The organism is Klebsiella sp. MPUS7 (genome assembly GCF_009905335.1).
Lineage (GTDB): Bacteria > Pseudomonadota > Gammaproteobacteria > Enterobacterales > Enterobacteriaceae > Klebsiella > Klebsiella grimontii.
In genome coordinates this window covers 1,052,495-1,068,871 of sequence record NZ_CP047604.1, presented here as the reverse complement: position 1 = coordinate 1,068,871, position 16,377 = coordinate 1,052,495, and the positions used below count along the sequence as shown (strand labels likewise).

Annotated in this window: 13 protein-coding genes; 3 read left to right on the top strand and 10 right to left on the bottom strand. The window is 56.0% G+C overall.

All coding sequences use genetic code 11. From position 1 onward, the window contains the following. Positions 1–21 precede the first annotated feature (21 nt). The 4 genes from cysC to cysG are packed head-to-tail and all read right to left on the bottom strand — an operon-like array spanning position 22 to position 4,388. Positions 22–627: an adenylyl-sulfate kinase gene (cysC, locus tag GUC22_RS05095; protein ID WP_004124289.1), complete on the bottom strand. Its 606-nt coding sequence runs from the start codon at positions 625–627 to the stop codon at positions 22–24. Continuing rightward, entirely contained in the window at positions 627–2,054 is a 1,428-nt protein-coding gene (gene cysN, locus GUC22_RS05090; protein WP_160183379.1) for a sulfate adenylyltransferase subunit CysN, read from the bottom strand. The genes cysC and cysN overlap by 1 nt, the downstream gene beginning before the upstream one ends. Before the next feature lie 9 nt (positions 2,055–2,063). Continuing rightward, entirely contained in the window at positions 2,064–2,972 is a 909-nt protein-coding gene (cysD, locus tag GUC22_RS05085) for a sulfate adenylyltransferase subunit CysD (protein WP_004104981.1), read from the bottom strand. Between the two features lie 9 nt (positions 2,973–2,981). Next, positions 2,982–4,388 carry a siroheme synthase CysG gene (gene cysG, locus GUC22_RS05080; RefSeq protein WP_201746404.1) on the bottom strand — a complete coding sequence of 469 codons (1,407 nt, stop codon included), beginning with the start codon at positions 4,386–4,388 and terminating at the stop codon, positions 2,982–2,984. Positions 4,389–4,635: 247 nt separating this feature from the next. On the opposite strand from cysG, the gene GUC22_RS05075 reads away from it, so the two are divergent. Continuing rightward, positions 4,636–5,694, top strand: coding sequence for an aminopeptidase (locus GUC22_RS05075; protein WP_160183377.1), 1,059 nt, complete (start codon positions 4,636–4,638; stop codon positions 5,692–5,694). Between the two features lie 77 nt (positions 5,695–5,771). Here the strand turns inward: GUC22_RS05075 and cysH are convergent, their stop codons facing one another. From cysH to cysJ, 3 genes are all read right to left on the bottom strand, one after another. Then, entirely contained in the window at positions 5,772–6,506 is a 735-nt protein-coding gene (gene cysH / locus GUC22_RS05070) for a phosphoadenosine phosphosulfate reductase (RefSeq protein WP_024358494.1), read from the bottom strand. Positions 6,507–6,605: 99 nt separating this feature from the next. Next, positions 6,606–8,318, bottom strand: coding sequence for an assimilatory sulfite reductase (NADPH) hemoprotein subunit (cysI, locus tag GUC22_RS05065; protein ID WP_004137301.1), 1,713 nt, complete (start codon positions 8,316–8,318; stop codon positions 6,606–6,608). After that, positions 8,318–10,117 (bottom strand): NADPH-dependent assimilatory sulfite reductase flavoprotein subunit, encoded by a 1,800-nt coding sequence (gene cysJ / locus GUC22_RS05060; protein WP_116943954.1) that lies wholly within the window; start codon positions 10,115–10,117, stop codon positions 8,318–8,320. The genes cysI and cysJ overlap by 1 nt, the downstream gene beginning before the upstream one ends. Positions 10,118–10,553: 436 nt before the next feature. On the opposite strand from cysJ, the gene queD reads away from it, so the two are divergent. After that, the gene (gene queD, locus GUC22_RS05055; RefSeq protein ID WP_004137297.1) at positions 10,554–10,916 is read left to right on the top strand and encodes a 6-carboxytetrahydropterin synthase QueD; all 363 of its coding nucleotides are present in this window, start codon (positions 10,554–10,556) and stop codon (positions 10,914–10,916) included. Between the two features lie 56 nt (positions 10,917–10,972). Here the strand turns inward: queD and queE are convergent, their stop codons facing one another. After that, entirely contained in the window at positions 10,973–11,644 is a 672-nt protein-coding gene (queE, locus tag GUC22_RS05050; protein WP_004124321.1) for a 7-carboxy-7-deazaguanine synthase QueE, read from the bottom strand. 459 nt (positions 11,645–12,103) lie between these two features. On the opposite strand from queE, the gene GUC22_RS05045 reads away from it, so the two are divergent. Then, entirely contained in the window at positions 12,104–13,213 is a 1,110-nt protein-coding gene (locus GUC22_RS05045; protein WP_116943955.1) for an SDR family oxidoreductase, read from the top strand. Between the two features lie 67 nt (positions 13,214–13,280). On the opposite strand, the gene eno is transcribed toward GUC22_RS05045, so the two are convergent. Next, positions 13,281–14,579 carry a phosphopyruvate hydratase gene (eno, locus tag GUC22_RS05040; RefSeq protein ID WP_004124327.1) on the bottom strand — a complete coding sequence of 433 codons (1,299 nt, stop codon included), beginning with the start codon at positions 14,577–14,579 and terminating at the stop codon, positions 13,281–13,283. An 80-nt stretch (positions 14,580–14,659) separates the two neighbouring features. After that, positions 14,660–16,297 carry a glutamine hydrolyzing CTP synthase gene (pyrG, locus tag GUC22_RS05035; protein ID WP_004124328.1) on the bottom strand — a complete coding sequence of 546 codons (1,638 nt, stop codon included), beginning with the start codon at positions 16,295–16,297 and terminating at the stop codon, positions 14,660–14,662. Positions 16,298–16,377 lie beyond the last annotated feature (80 nt).

The window sequence follows — 16,377 nt, the reverse complement described above, 5'->3', positions numbered from 1 at the left end:
TGTGATGATGCCGCTGCCGTTTCAGGATCTGATAATATCGCTCTGTCGTAGCAGGTCTAATAATTGGTGCACCAAATTTGTTACCAATTGTTCGCCGTCGAGGTGGATTTCAGCGCGCTCCGGGGATTCATACACTGAATCTATTCCGGTAAAGTTGCGCAGTTCCCCGGCACGCGCTTTCTTATACAGGCCTTTCGGATCCCGCGCTTCGCAGATCGCCAGCGGCGTATCGACAAAGACTTCGATAAAACGTCCTTCGCCTAAACGCTCGCGTACCATCTGCCGTTCTGCGCGATGCGGAGAGATAAACGCGGTCAATACCACCAGTCCGGCATCCACCATCAGCTTCGCCACTTCACCTACGCGGCGAATGTTTTCTTTGCGGTCGTCGTCGCTGAAGCCAAGATCGCTGCACAAGCCGTGACGCACGTTATCGCCGTCCAGCAAATAGGTGCTCACGCCGAGCCGATGCAGCGCCTCTTCCAGCGCGCCGGCAACGGTGGATTTCCCCGAGCCCGAAAGCCCGGTGAACCACAGCACCACGCCGCGATGGCCGTGATGCTGCTCGCGCTGCTCCTGGGTGACAGGATGCGCATGCCAGACGACGTTTTCGTCATGCCGGGCCATTACTTGCCTCCCAGCAGGTCGCGAGCATCCCAGTGCGGGAAGTGCTTGCGAATAAGCTGATTCAGCTCAAGCTCAAACGCGCTGTACTGGGAAGCGCCCGCCTGCGCCTGTTCGTTCGGCTCGCGTACCATGCCCGCGCCAACGGTGACGTTGGTTAAGCGGTCGATAAAGATAAGCCCCCCGGTGACCGGGTTATCCTGGTATTTATCCAGCACCAACGGCTCGTCGAAAGTCAGATCTACCAGCCCGATGCCGTTGAGCGGCAGCGATTCCACTTCGCGCTGGGTCAGGTTGTTGATATCAACCTGGTAGCGTACGCCATCCACGCGGGCGCGGGTTTTCTTACCGGCGATTTTAATGTCATAGCTCTGGCCGGGCGCCAGCGCCTGCTCCGCCATCCATACCACATCAACGCTGGCGCTTTGTACCGCAGGCAGAGAGACCGCCGCGTCCACCAGCAGGTCGCCGCGGCTGATATCAATTTCATCCTTCAGCACGAGCGTGATCGCTTCCCCGGCCGCCGCTTCCGGCAGGTCGCCGTCAAAGGTGACGATGCGCGCCACGGTGGATTCCACCCCCGACGGCAGCACTTTCAGACGCTGTCCTACGCTCACGCGGCCGGCGGCGACCGTCCCGGAAAACCCGCGGAAGTCGAGATTCGGACGGTTGACGTACTGCACCGGGAAGCGCAGCGGCTGGCTTTCCACCACGCGCTGAATCTCAACGGTTTCCAGCACTTCCAGCAGCGTCGGGCCGCTGTACCACGGCATTTTATCGCTCTGGGTGGCGACGTTGTCCCCTTCCAGCGCGGAAAGCGGGACAAAGCGAATGTCGAGATCGCCCGGCAGCTGTTCAGCAAAGGTCAGATACGCTTCACGGATAGTGTTAAAGGTCTCTTCGCTAAAATCGACGAGGTCCATTTTGTTCACCGCCACCACCAGGTGTTTGATCCCCAGCAGCGTGGAGATAAAGCTGTGACGACGGGTTTGATCGAGCACGCCTTTGCGCGCGTCGATCAGCAGGATCGCCAGGTCGCAGGTTGACGCGCCGGTCGCCATGTTGCGGGTATATTGTTCGTGTCCCGGGGTGTCGGCGATAATAAATTTGCGCTTCTCGGTAGAGAAGTAACGGTAGGCGACGTCGATGGTAATGCCCTGCTCACGCTCGGCCTGCAGACCGTCCACCAGCAGCGCCAGATCGAGTTTTTCACCCTGCGTACCGTGACGTTTGCTGTCATTATGCAGCGAGGAGAGCTGATCTTCGTAAATCTGACGGGTATCGTGCAGAAGCCGGCCAATCAGCGTACTTTTGCCGTCATCGACGCTGCCGCAGGTCAAAAAGCGCAGCAGGCTTTTGTGCTGCTGGGCATGCAGGTAGGCTTCAACGCCGCCTTCATTGGCAATTTGTTGTGCAATAGTCGTATTCATGGCGGCTCCTTAGAAATAACCCTGACGTTTCTTCAGCTCCATGGAGCCTGCCTGGTCGCGGTCAATAACGCGCCCCTGTCGTTCGCTGGTGGTAGACACCAACATCTCTTCGATAATCTCCGGCAGCGTTTGCGCATTGGACTCCACCGCGCCGGTCAGCGGCCAGCAGCCGAGGGTGCGGAAGCGTACCATCTGTTTTTTGATCATCTCGCCGGGCTGTAAATTGATGCGATCGTCATCGATCATCATCAGCATCCCGTCGCGCTCCAGCACCGGACGCTCCGCCGCCAGGTACAGCGGAACAATTTCAATATTTTCCAGATAGATGTACTGCCAGATGTCCAGCTCGGTCCAGTTGGAGAGCGGGAAGACGCGGATGCTTTCGCCCTTGTTAATCTGGCCGTTATAGTTGTGCCATAGCTCCGGGCGCTGGTTTTTCGGGTCCCAGCGGTGGAAGCGGTCGCGGAAGGAGTAAATACGCTCTTTGGCGCGGGATTTCTCTTCATCGCGGCGCGCGCCGCCGAACGCGGCATCGAAGCCGTATTTGTTCAGCGCCTGCTTGAGGCCTTCGGTTTTCATGATATCGGTATGCTTGGCGCTGCCGTGGACGAACGGGTTAATGCCCATCGCCACCCCTTCCGGGTTTTTGTGCACCAGCAGCTCGCAGCCGTAGGCTTTAGCGGTACGGTCACGGAACTCATACATTTCGCGGAATTTCCAGCCGGTATCGACGTGCAGCAGCGGGAACGGCAGGGTGCCCGGATAAAACGCTTTACGCGCCAGATGCAGCATCACACTGGAGTCTTTACCGATGGAGTACATCATCACCGGGTTAGAGAATTCGGCGGCCACCTCACGAATGATATGGATGCTTTCCGCCTCCAGTTGCCGCAGGTGAGTGAGTCGTTTTTGGTCCATAACCGTTCCTTAAGCCAGATTTACTACAGAAGCCTTGAAGGCCTCTGAGGATGAGGTGTGTTGATACCAGGCGAGCTGTTGATGTAATTGCACCACGTCTCCTACCACGATCAGGGCGGGCATCGGGGCGTCTTTCGCCAGGTTTTCAAGCTGTTGTAATGTGCCGGTCTTTGTTTGCTGATCGGCGCGGGTGCCGCGCGAGATCACCGCTACCGGGGTATCGCCCTCGCGGCCGTTGGCAATCAGCTGCGCGCTGATTTCCGCCGCTTTCAGGCTGCCCATATAAATCGCCAGGGTCTGGCCGCTTTGCGCCAGCCGCGCCCAGTCGAGCGGCGAGTTTTCCGCGCCAAAGTGGCCGGTAATAAAGGTTGCGCTCTGGGCATAATCACGATGCGTCAGCGGAATTCCGGCATAGGCCGTTGCGCCCGCCGCCGCCGTCACGCCCGGGACGACCTGAAACGGAATGCCCGCTTCGGCCGCGGCCTGCAGCTCTTCGCCGCCGCGGCCAAAAATAAACGGGTCGCCGCCCTTCAGGCGAATCACCGTTTTGCCCTCTTTCGCTGCGTCCACCAGCAGACGGTTGATCTCCTGCTGCGGTACGGATACGCCGGAGGCGCTTTTACCGACGCAGATTGTCTCCGCGTCGCGGCGCACCAGTTCGCGCACCTCCGGGGTGACCAGGTTGTCGTAAAACACCACGTCCGCCTGCTGAAGGGCCTGCAGGCCGCGCAGAGTCAGCAATCCGGCATCGCCCGGCCCTGCTCCGACAAGAATAATTTCACCGGGGCGCTTTTCCGGCTGCCGAAGTTCATCTTCCAGCGCTTTTTCCGCTTCGGCTTTGTTGCCCGCCAGCATCAGGCTGGCAAAACGACCGGTAAACACGCGCTCCCAAAAGCGGCGGCGTTCGGCGGTGGTTTTCAGATGGGTTTTAATATGGTGACGCCAGTAGCTCGCCGTTTCAGCCAGCCGCCCCAGGTTGGTCGGCAGGAGGGCTTCGATTTTTTCGCGCAAAATACGCGACAGCACCGGCGCTTTGCCGCTGGAAGAGATGGCCACCAGCAGCGGAGAGCGATCGACAATTGACGGAAAGACAAACGAGCACAGCGCCTGATTATCCACGACGTTGACCAGCCGATAGCGCGCGTTCGCCGCGACGTAAACACGTTGGTTCAGCTCGTCATCTTCGGTGGCAGCAATCACCAGAAATACGTCATCAAGCTGCCTCTCTTCAAAAACGGTTGCCCGCCACTGAATTTCCTCGCGCTCGACCTTTTCGGCAAGTTCCGGCATCAACGTTTCGGCAACAATGTGCACCTTCGCTTCAGCGCGCAGCAAAAACGTAATCTTACGCGCGGCTATCTCGCCGCCGCCGATCACCAGCACGGGTCTGTCTTTCACTTCGGCAAATATCGGCAAGTATTCCACTGCGCAACAACTCTCTTACAATCAGCAATAGAGCGACTATAGGGTGCGGTTTAGAGCAAATGAAATTACGAAATGGAATGAGTTGTTACTCAAAAGAATAACGACCTGGGAAAGCAAATATCAAAAAGTGCTTAACACGCGGTTTTTCCACCATTTAAGAGCGATTGAAATTGTTTAACCCCGGTCACAGTTTCATACTACGCGGGTGAAATTGTTTTAAGTACTAAAGGATCCCCCTATGTTTTCCGCATTGTGCCGTCGCCTGCTCCCCCTGGCGTTGGGCGCAGGATTTGTCTTCTCCGCCGCCCCGGCATTCAGCGCCCCGGGCGAAACCGCCAATGCCCAGGCTCGTCATATCGCCACCTTTTTTCCCGGAAGAATGACCGGTACGCCGGCCGAGATGCTGTCGGCCGATTACCTCCGCCAGCAGTTCGCCCAGATGGGTTACCAGAGCGATGTACGCAGCTTCAATACCCGTTACGTCTATACCGATAGCAGTCAGCGTAAAAACTGGCATAACGCCACCGGCAGTACGGTGATCGCCGCTCATGAAGGCCAATCTCGCCAGCAGATCATTATCATGGCGCACCTGGATACCTACGCGCCGCAGAGCGATAAAGATGTTGAAAATAACCTCGGCGGCCTGACCCTCCAGGGGATCGACGATAACGCGATGGGGCTGGGCGTCATGCTGGAACTTGCTGAACAGTTAAAGAACGTTCCCACCCGTTACGGTATTCGCTTCGTTGCCACCAGCGGAGAAGAAGAAGGCCGGCTGGGGGCGCAGAATCTACTTAAGCGCATGAGCGACGCGGAAAAGAAAAACACCCTGCTGGTGATTAATCTCGATAACCTCGTGGTGGGCGATAAGCTGTACTTTAATAGCGGCCGCAGCACGCCAGCGTCGGTGCGCAAGCTCACCCGCGACCGGGCGCTGGCTATCGCCCGCAGCCACGGCATCGCGGCCTTCACCAATCCAGGGCTGAACCGGGACTTCCCGAAAGGCACCGGCTGCTGTAACGACGCCAGCGTTTTCGATAACGCCGGGATCCCGGTACTGTCGGTGGAAACGACCAACTGGTCATTGGGCAAGAAAGACGGTTATCAGCAGCGGAGCAAATCACGCAGCTTTCCGGACGGCACCAGTTGGCACAACATACAATTGGATAACCTGCAGTATATTGATAAAGCGCTGCCGGGGCGGATTGAGCATCGCGGACGCGATGTGATGAAAGTGATGCTGCCGCTGGTGAAAGAGCTGGCGAAAGTCGAAAAAGTTAAAACGGGGAAATCCTGATTTTCCTGAGGGGGAGACCAAACCGCGGTCTCCCTGCTCTATTCATCTACAACCGCTCTTTGCAGTATTTACGCCGCTTATCCTTCATGCAGCCCGCACTCTCTTTTCAGGCCAAAGAAGCGCGTTTCTTCCTCCGCCATCCCCGGCTCCCATTTACGGGTGGTGTGGGTATCCCCTACCGACAAATAGCCCTGATCCCACAGCGGGTGATACTTCAGGCCGTGCTTTTGCAGATACTGATAGACGGTACGATTATCCCAGTCGATGATCGGCAGCACCTTAAACACGCCGCGCTGGATCGCCAGCACCGGTAAGTGGGCGCGGCTGCCGGACTGCTCGCGGCGCAGTCCCGCAAACCAGGTTTGCGCGTTCAGCTCCTGCAGCGCCCGGTTCATCGGCTCGACTTTGTTGATGTCATTATATTTTTCAATGCCCTCAACGCCCTGCTCCCACAGCTTACCGTAGCGCGCCTCCTGCCATGCAGCGCTCTCCTTCGCCCGATAGACCTTCAGGTTCAGATTGAGTTTGTCCGTTAACTCGTCGATAAACTGGTAGGTTTCCGGGAACAGATAGCCGGTATCGGTCAGAATGACCGGAATATCCGGGCGCACCTGATTGACCAGATGCAGGCTCACCGCCGCCTGGATACCAAAGCTTGAGGAGAGCACGTATTCGCCCGGCAGGTTTTCCAGCGCCCACGCGACGCGCGCTTCCGCGCTCAGCTTTTCCAACTGGCTATTGGTTTCCGCCAGCTGCAAAACACGATCGACCTTCGGTAATGCGTTCAGCGCGTTTAGATCGAGTATGGACATAAGGACCTCGTTTTTCTGTTTCGCCGGGTGGTACTGCGTTTGCCCGGCCTACAAAACCCACAGGCCCGGTAAGCGAAACGCCACCGGGCAGCTGGATGTTTATTCCCAGAAATCACGGGCTGGGTCGAGCACCGGGCGAATGATGCCCGCACGCACCGTAAAGTCGCCGAAGCCTTCACCCGCTTCGCGCTCTTTCGCCCAGCGCCCTACCAGTTCGTCGATCGAGTCGAGGATTTCCGACTCGGTAATATTTTCCCGATACATACGCGGAATACGCGTCCCGCTGCGGTTGCCGCCCAGGTGCAGGTTGTAGCGGCCCGGCGCCTTACCGACCAGCCCCACTTCCGCCAACATCGCCCGGCCGCAGCCGTTCGGGCAGCCGGTGACGCGGGTGACGATATGCTCGTCGCCAACGCCATGTTTGCTCATCACCGCCTCGACTTTATCGGTAAACGACGGCAGGAAACGCTCGGCCTCCGCCATCGCCAACGGACAGGTCGGGAACGACACGCAGGCCATCGAGTTTTCGCGCTGCGGCGTAACGGCGTTCATCAGACCATGATCGCGCGCCAGCTTCTCGATCTTCGCCTTCTGATCTTCCGGTACGCTGGCAACGATCAGGTTCTGATTCGCCGTAATGCGGAATTCGCCTTTGTGGATCTTCGCGATCTTCAGCAGGCCGGTTTTCAGCGGACGCCCCGGATAATCAAGAATACGACCATTTTCAATAAACAGCGTCAGGTGCCAGTTATTGTCGATACCCTTCACCCAGCCGATACGATCGCCGCGGCCGGTGAACTCGTACGGACGGATCGGCTCAAACTTGATGCCCGCCCGACGCTCCACTTCCGCCTTAAAGGTCTCAACCCCCACGCGTTCGAGGGTGTATTTGGTTTTCGCGTTTTTACGATCGGTACGGTTACCCCAGTCACGCTGGGTCGTCACCACCGCTTCTGCCACCGCCAGGGTGTGCTCCACCGGCAGATAGCCAAACTCGCTCGCCGTACGGGCGTAGGTTTTCTTATTGCCGTGCTCAATCGATAAACCGCCGCCAACCAGCAGGTTAAAGCCCACCAGCTTGCCGTTTTCAGCGATGGCCACGAAGTTCATATCGTTCGCGTGCAGATCGATATCGTTCTGCGGCGGGATCACCACGGTGGTTTTGAACTTACGCGGCAGATAGGTCTGGCCGAGGATCGGTTCTTCATCAGTGGTGGCGACTTTCTTCTGATCCAGCCAAATTTCGGCATAAGCGCGCGTGCGCGGCAGCAGGTGCTCGGAGATCTTCTTCGCCCACTCGTAGGCTTCCGCATGCAGCTGAGACTCGTACGGGTTAGAAGTACACAGTACGTTACGGTTCATATCGTTAGCGGTGGCCAGCGCGTCCAGCCCCACCGAATGCAGCATCTGGTGCACCGGCTTGACGTTCTTCTTCAGAATGCCGTGGAACTGGAAGGTCTGACGGTTGGTCAGACGGATGCTGCCGTAAATGGTGTTATCGCCGGCGAATTTATCGATCGCCTGCCACTGTTTAGTGGTGATCACCCCGCCCGGCAGGCGGCAGCGCAGCAGCATCGCGTGACGCGGCTCCAGCTTCTGCGCCGCGCGCTCGGCGCGGATATCGCGGTCATCCTGCTGATACATACCGTGGAAACGGATCAGCAGAAAGTTATCGCCTTTAAAACCGCCGGTCAGGCCGTCGTTCAAATCTTCCGCAATGGTGCCGCGCAGGTAGTTGCTTTCGAGCTTCATGCGCTCGGCGTCAGTCAGTTTACCTTCGACCACCAGCGGGCCTGGATGTTTTTCGCTCATTAGTAGACATCTCGCTGATAACGGCGCTCAACGCGCAGCTCACTTAAAAATTCGTCCGCCGCTTCGGCGTCCATCGCGCCGTATTCGGCAATCACTTCCAGTAGGGTCTGCTCAACGTCTTTTGCCATACGATTGGCATCGCCGCAGACATAAATATGGGCGCCGTCGTTAATCCAGCGCCACAGTTCGGCCCCCTGCTCGCGCAGCTTGTCCTGAACGTAGACTTTTTGTTGTTGATCGCGGGACCAGGCCAGGTCGATGCGGCTCAGCACGCCTTCTTTGACGTAGCTCTGCCACTCCACCTGATAGAGGAAATCTTCGGTAAAGTGCGGATTGCCGAAGAACAGCCAGTTCTTGCCTTCCGCGCCTTCCGCCGCGCGCTGCTGCATAAAGGCGCGGAACGGCGCGATGCCGGTGCCGGGGCCAATCATGATAACCGGCGTCTGAGGGTTAGAGGGCAGACGGAAGTTATCGTTATGCTCGATAAAGATGCGCACTTCGCCATCTTCTTCGACGCGGTCAGCCAGGAAGCTGGAGGCGCCGCCGGCGCGGGCGCGGCCTTCGATATCATAACGCACCACGCCAACGGTGACGTGGACTTCGCTTTCCACTTCCGCCTGCGAAGAGGCGATAGAGTACAGGCGCGGCGTCAGCGGACGCAGCAGGTCGACCAGCGCCTGAGCATCCATCTGCGCCGGGGAGAAACGCACCATATCGACAATCGGCGTGGTCGCGGCGTAATGCTGGAGCTGCGCCTTATCGCCCACCAGCGGCAGCAGAGACTCGCTGCGGGTTAAGGTGGCGTAGTTCTCCACGATGTTGCCGGTGTTAACCGTCAGCTCGAAGTGCCACTCCAGCGCTTCGGCGAGCGGCAGCGTTTTGCCGTCAACCGTGACCGGTTCCGCGCCCGTCAGCCACAGCAGCTCCACCAGCTCTTTCACCAGAGCCGGATCGTTCTGGTACCAGACGCCCAGCGCATCGCCCGGCTGATAGCGCAGGCCAGAGTCGCCGAGGTCGATTTCAATATGGCGCACGTCTTTTTCAGAATCGCGGCCAGTGATTTTTTGATTCACCGCCAGCGTCGCGGTTAGCGGCGCTTCTTTGCTATAGGGGCTGGTGTGGATCTCGTTCACCGACCCGCTGGCGAGCAGCTGAGACGGCGCAGCGGCAGGCGCGCGCGCTTTCAGTACCTCAACCACCCGAGCGCGCCATTCGGCGGCGGCGGCCTGATACTCGACATCCGCGTCAACGCGGTCGAGCAGGCGTTCGCCGCCCAGTTCGGCCAGCTTGTTATCAAAATCTTTGCCGGACTGGCAGAAGAATTCATAGGAGGTATCGCCGAGGCCAAACACGGCAAATGCGGTATCGGTCAGCTTCGGCGCTTTCTTCGAAAACAGGAACTTATGCAGCGCAACGGCTTCTTCCGGCGGCTCACCTTCGCCCTGCGTTGACGTCACCACGACCAGCAGCTTTTCGGAGGCAATTTGTTTGAATTTATAGTCGCCTGCGTTAACCAGCTTCACGTTCAGCTGCGCGGCCTGCAGATCGTCGCGCAGCGCTTCAGCCACGCGGCGGGCGTTGCCGGTTTGCGATGCCGAAATCAGGGTGATGGACGGAACTTCCGCCGCCTGGGCTGGCGCGACAGCCGCCGCGCCGGGCTGCTGATTCAGCGCGCCCCAGAAGTAACCAGAAACCCAGGCCAGCTGGGTGGGCGTGAAGTCGGTCGTGGCCGCCTGAAGGCGCGCCATTTGCTCCGGACTCAGCGGTAGCAAATTGGAAGGTGGGGCCTGTGTCGTCATGCGTCGTTATATTCCAGTAAGCAAAGCTGTGATTCACGCCCTGTCAGCGCGATAAAACAGAAGAAAATGTATTTACTCTAAATAATTCGAGTTGCAGGCTGGCGGCGACACAGCGCATCCCCGGGAACTTACCGAAGTAAGTGGCCGAGTATTGCCAACGCACATGCGGCTCGAAGTATGACGAGTTGGTAGGTTAACGGTGCAAATAGTAACAACTAAATAAGGGATGGAAATAACAAATAACCAAATGAACTAACCTGTTTTAGTTATAGTTATTAACAACAAAATCGATTAAATAAGCACATGAAATATAAGCACTTAATTTGTATAAGTTGGATGGATACGTCTATTTTGTGTTCAGGGCCGTTTTAGTTAATGCGAAAAAAGGTGCTTTCCGGTACCCTACGGCGGTTTTTTGCCATATTGAGAATAAAAGATGTCCACCACGCTGTTTAAAGATTTCACCTTCGAAGCCGCTCACCACCTGCCGCACGTGCCGGAAGGCCATAAATGCGGTCGTCTGCACGGCCATTCATTTATGGTGCGCCTGGAGATTACCGGTGAAGTCGATCCCCATACTGGGTGGATCATGGATTTTGCCGAGCTGAAGGCCGCGTTTAAACCCACCTACGATCGCCTCGACCATTACTATCTGAACGATATTCCGGGGCTGTCCAATCCGACCAGCGAAGTGCTGGCCAAATGGATCTGGGAGCAGATGAAACCGCGGGTTCCGCTGCTGAGCGCGGTGATGATCAAAGAAACCTGCACCGCGGGCTGCGTCTATCGCGGCGAGTGAGAGCGCCTTTCGCTGAAGAAAACCCTGGTAGCCTTGCGCTATCAGGGTTTTTTATATCACGCGATATTGAGATATTTATGCGTCTGCATCGATAAGCGCCAGTTGCGGGCGATACAGGTTTCAATGCACAGGCGCGTCGCGTCATCTTTCTGGCTAATCGGCTGAAGGGCGATAATGCGCGGCTTTTCATCAGCCAGCGTTGCCAGCAGTTCATCCAGCGCTTCGATATCGCGCACGCGTCCAACCGGATGTTTAATTTCATCAGCCCGCTGTAGCGCCTGCGAGAGCACATCATAGCCGCCGCGCATGTTCACCTTTGGCGACACCGTCACCCAGGTATGAGGCGTGCAGCGAACTTCATGGGTGCCGCTGGTTTCTATCTGGCAGCTAAATCCGTTTTGCTCCAGTAAAGAAGTTAACGGCGTTAAATCATGAATACAGGGCTCGCCGCCGGTAATGACCACGTGGCGGGCCGTCCAGCCCTGACGCCCGATGATGGCCAGCAGATCTTCGCTGCTTGCCGGGCCCCATTTATCGCTCTCTTTAGTTTTCGCCAGTATGCTGAACAGCGACACTTCCCGATCGGCAAGCTTATCCCAGGTATGTTTGGTATCGCACCAGGCGCAACCAACCGGGCATCCCTGTAAACGAATAAAAATGGCGGGAACGCCGGTGAAGTAACCTTCGCCTTGCAAGGTCTGGAACATCTCGTTAATCGGGTACTGCATAATCATCTCTGCTTAGGGTTGTGAGCGCGCATTATCGCAGATTTGCCCGCGCAGATCTTGTCCCGCGCTGCGCCGCGTGATTGATTAAAAATACGCCAGGACGATACTCCTCTGGCGACGGACAGATAATATTATTCAGCGACGGTTTTTTAATTAGCCTGATAATCATCAGGCGACTATTAAGCGACATGGCTAAAATTTTTGGTGTAACAAAACATGTATAACCCTGAACGCTAAAAATAAAAAAGCCAAATTAAAAATAATAAATTTCAACGATGTACAAATGGATACATGAAATAATGAATTTATGGGATGAGCACGGGGTCAAATTCGATCCACGGCGACGCCTTTCCTTAAAATAACCTTAATAAACCGCACGTTATGTTCATCCCCCATTGAATATCCGTTTAATTTTCCGCGCCTAGAATCCAATCAACCAATACTACTGAGACTGCATTCATGAATACATTATTAATTACTGGCGCGACCGGGTTTCTGGGTGGAGCAGTGTTAGAAAGCATTCTTAATAAAATGAATGCGCCTAATCTATTACTCTTAGTTCGTGCTGATAATAGTGTAGCCGCCGTAGAACGGATTAAGGATAACCTGCGAAAATTCAATATTAGCGAAGCGAGATTAACGGCCCTGACGCCCCACAACATCCTGCTGGGCGATCTGGCCAATCCGCAGCCTTTTCTCCAGGATCCGTGCCTGAATCAGGTCACCCACGTGCTCAACTGCGCCGCCGTCGCCTCATTTGGTAACAATCCGCTTATCTGGAAAGTCAACGTCGAAGGTACGCTGCAGTTTGCCCGGCGGATGGCTCAGGTCAGCGGCCTTCAGCGCTTTCTGCACGTGGGCACCGCGATGTCCTGCTCACCAGACCCCGATTCGCTGGTAGCGGAAAGCACGGCGTTCCGTGAACGCGCCGAGCATCTGGTCGAGTACACGCACTCTAAATCAACAATTGAACGTCTTATGCGGCAGGAATGCCCGACGCTACCGCTGGCGATCGCCCGCCCCTCGATTGTTGTTGGCCACACTCATCACGGCTGTCAGCCCTCCAGCAGCATCTTCTGGGTGTTCAGCATGGGGCTGATGCTGCAAAAATTTATGTGTTCAATGGAAGACCGCATCGACGTGATCCCCGTCGATTATTGCGCCGACGCCCTGCTGATGCTGCTTATCAGCCCGCTGGCACGCGGAGAGGTGGTGCATATTTCAGCGGGAGAGGAAAACAGCGTAAGGTTTGCGGATATCGATAACGCGATGGCCTCCGCCCTCGAACAGGCGCCGGTCGGCGATAAATACGCGCAGGTCAGCTATGAAACGCTGGTCAAAATGCGCCGTGAGCTGAAGACTATTTTTGGCCCCTGCAACGAGCGGCTGATGCTAAAAGCCATGCGTCTGTACGGCGCCTTCGCCACACTCAACGTGCGGTTCAGCAACGACAAGCTGCTCAGCATGGGCATGCCGAAACCGCCGCGCTTTACCGATTACATTGACCGCTGCGTACAAACCACGCGCGGGCTTTCTATTCCGCAGCAAATGGCGGTAGATTTTAAGTAGTTACCGGTTTCGGGGCAAAAAAAAGCCAGCCCGAAGGCTGGCTTTTTCATATCAGAGAAAGACGGGCTTATGCCTGACCTTTGATCTCTTTACGACCGTTGTATGGTGCTTTTTCGCCCAGCGCTTCTTCGATACGAATCAGCTGGTTGTATTTAGCAACGCGGTCAGAACGGCTCATAGAACCGGTTTTGATCTGGCCTGCAGCGGTACCCACAGCCAGGTCAGCGATGGTAGCGTCTTCAGTTTCGCCTGAACGGTGAGAGATAACGGCAGTGTAGCCAGCGTCTTTCGCCATTTTGATCGCAGCCAGAGTTTCGGTCAGAGAACCGATCTGGTTGAATTTGATCAGGATGGAGTTAACGATGCCTTTCTCGATACCTTCTTTCAGGATCTTGGTGTTGGTTACGAACAGATCGTCACCAACCAGCTGGATTTTGTCGCCCAGTACTTTAGTCTGGTATGCGAAACCGTCCCAGTCAGATTCGTCCAGGCCATCTTCGATGGAGACGATCGGGTACTGTTTGGTCAGCTCTTCCAGGAAGTGGGTGAATTCTTCAGAGGTGAACGCTTTATTGCCTTCGCCGGCCAGAACGTATTTACCGTCTTTGTAGAATTCAGAAGCCGCGCAGTCCATCGCCAGAGTGATGTCTTTGCCCAGCTCGTAGCCAGCAGCTTTAACCGCTTCAGCGATAACAGCCAGCGCTTCAGCGTTGGAGCCCAGGTTCGGCGCGTAGCCGCCTTCGTCGCCAACAGCGGTGTTCATACCTTTAGCTTTCAGAACTTTAGCCAGGTTGTGGAACACTTCAGAACCCATACGTACGGCTTCTTTCAGGGATTTAGCGCCAACCGGCTGAATCATAAATTCCTGGATGTCGACGTTGTTGTCAGCGTGCTCGCCGCCGTTGATGATGTTCATCATCGGAACCGGCATGGAGTATTTGCCCGGGGTGCCGTTCAGCTCAGCGATGTGCTCATACAGCGGCTGACCTTTAGAAGCAGCGGCAGCTTTGGCGTTAGCCAGAGAGACGGCCAGGATAGCGTTCGCACCGAAGTTAGATTTGTTTTCAGTACCGTCCAGGTCGATCATGATTTTGTCGATGCCAGCCTGATCTTTGGCGTCTTTGCCAAGGATTGCCTGAGCGATCGGGCCGTTAACAGCGCCAACGGCTTTCAGTACGCCTTTACCCATGAAACGGGATTTGTCGCCATCGCGCAGTTCCAGCGCTTCGCGGGAGCCAGTAGAAGCACCTGACGGAGCAGCTGCCATACCGACGAAACCACCTTCCAGGTGTACTTCGGCTTCAACAGTCGGGTTACCACGGGAGTCGATGATTTCACGACCGATGACTTTAACGATTTTGGACATTAGGTTTTCCTCAGTACAAGTTAAACTAAAACTCCAGACAAACAATGCACCCGGATGGGTGCATTGCCGTTCTAACTCTTTTACTTCGCCTGACGCTTCTGGTACTCGCTAGCGGCTTTCACAAAGCCGGCAAACAGCGGATGGCCATCACGCGGCGTCGAAGTAAACTCCGGATGGAACTGACAGGCGACGAACCACGGATGGTTAGGCACCTCGATGATCTCGACCAACTGATCATCCCCGGAACGGCCCGCAATACGCAGGCCCGCATTTTCAATCGGTTTCAACAGCATATTGTTGACTTCGTAGCGGTGGCGATGGCGTTCGGTAATGGTTGGCTCACCGTACAGCTGGCGCACCAGGCTATCTTCGCCCAGCTGGCACTGCTGTGCGCCAAGGCGCATCGTGCCGCCGAGGTCGCTCTTATCAGAGCGCACTTCGACATTACCGTCTTCATCACGCCATTCGGTAATCAGGGCCACAACCGGGTACTTACAGTCTGGCACAAATTCCGTTGAGTTGGCGTTTTCCATCCCGGCTACGTTGCGCGCGAACTCAATCAGCGCAACCTGCATACCCAGGCAAATACCCAGATAAGGAATGTTGTTTTCACGCGCATAGCGCGCGGTGGCAATCTTACCTTCAACGCCGCGATAGCCGAAGCCACCTGGGATCAGGATAGCGTCTAAATTCTTCAGAATTTCGACGCCGCGCGTTTCCACATCCTGCGAATCGATCAGCTTGATGTTGACGGTAACGCGATTTTTCAGACCGCCGTGTTTCAGCGCTTCAATCACCGATTTGTAGGCGTCCGGCAGTTCAATGTACTTGCCGACCATACCAATGGTGACTTCGCCTGCCGGGTTCGCTTCTTCATAGATAACCTGTTCCCATTCGGCCAGGTTCGCTTCCGGACAGTTTAAGCTGAATCGTTTACAAATATAATCGTCCAGCCCCTGCGATTTCAACAGGCCCGGAATTTTATAAATGGAATCGACATCTTTCATCGAAATAACGGCTTTTTCTGGCACATTGCAGAACAATGCAATTTTGGCACGTTCGTTCGCCGGAATGGCGCGATCGGAGCGGCAGACCAGGATGTCAGGCTGAATACCGATGGAAAGCAGTTCTTTAACGGAGTGCTGGGTCGGCTTGGTTTTGACTTCACCCGCGGCGGCCATGTACGGCACCAGGGTCAGGTGCATAAACAGCGCGTTTTCACGACCGATATCCACCGCCAGCTGGCGAATCGCTTCAAGGAACGGCAGCGACTCGATATCGCCAACGGTGCCGCCGATTTCTACCAGCACCACATCATGGCCTTCGCCGCCCGCCAGCACGCGCTCTTTGATCGCGTTGGTGATGTGCGGAATAACCTGAACGGTGGCACCCAGATAGTCGCCGCGACGCTCTTTTCGCAGGACATCAGAGTAAATACGGCCCGTGGTGAAGTTGTTACGACGGGTCATCTTGGTGCGAATGAAACGCTCATAGTGACCCAGGTCCAGATCGGTTTCAGCGCCGTCTTCAGTAACGAACACTTCCCCGTGTTGGATTGGGCTCATGGTGCCCGGATCGACGTTGATGTACGGATCCAGTTTCATCATGGTCACGTTAAGCCCGCGGGCTTCGAGAATGGCTGCGAGGGAAGCTGCGGCAATGCCTTTACCCAGAGAGGATACGACCCCGCCGGTCACAAAAATATAGTTCGTTGTCATGCTGAACCTGAGAAGTTAGGTTTAAAAGACGATGGAATAACCAGGACGGGAAAGCAGTATACCCGATCATGACTGACGCC

What these genes read in the sequence shown, in the direction of transcription:
- queD (WP_004137297.1), top strand. Translation starts at nt 10,554, where the DNA reads ATGTCCACCACGCTGTTTAAAGATTTCACCTTCGAAGCCGCTCACCAC.
- eno (WP_004124327.1), bottom strand. Translation starts at nt 14,579, where the DNA reads ATGTCCAAAATCGTTAAAGTCATCGGTCGTGAAATCATCGACTCCCGT.
- cysJ (WP_116943954.1), bottom strand. Translation starts at nt 10,117, where the DNA reads ATGACGACACAGGCCCCACCTTCCAATTTGCTACCGCTGAGTCCGGAG.
- queE (WP_004124321.1), bottom strand. Translation starts at nt 11,644, where the DNA reads ATGCAGTACCCGATTAACGAGATGTTCCAGACCTTGCAAGGCGAAGGT.
- GUC22_RS05045 (WP_116943955.1), top strand. Translation starts at nt 12,104, where the DNA reads ATGAATACATTATTAATTACTGGCGCGACCGGGTTTCTGGGTGGAGCA.
- GUC22_RS05075 (WP_160183377.1), top strand. Translation starts at nt 4,636, where the DNA reads ATGTTTTCCGCATTGTGCCGTCGCCTGCTCCCCCTGGCGTTGGGCGCA.
- cysD (WP_004104981.1), bottom strand. Translation starts at nt 2,972, where the DNA reads ATGGACCAAAAACGACTCACTCACCTGCGGCAACTGGAGGCGGAAAGC.
- pyrG (WP_004124328.1), bottom strand. Translation starts at nt 16,297, where the DNA reads ATGACAACGAACTATATTTTTGTGACCGGCGGGGTCGTATCCTCTCTG.
- cysI (WP_004137301.1), bottom strand. Translation starts at nt 8,318, where the DNA reads ATGAGCGAAAAACATCCAGGCCCGCTGGTGGTCGAAGGTAAACTGACT.
- cysN (WP_160183379.1), bottom strand. Translation starts at nt 2,054, where the DNA reads ATGAATACGACTATTGCACAACAAATTGCCAATGAAGGCGGCGTTGAA.
- cysH (WP_024358494.1), bottom strand. Translation starts at nt 6,506, where the DNA reads ATGTCCATACTCGATCTAAACGCGCTGAACGCATTACCGAAGGTCGAT.
- cysC (WP_004124289.1), bottom strand. Translation starts at nt 627, where the DNA reads ATGGCCCGGCATGACGAAAACGTCGTCTGGCATGCGCATCCTGTCACC.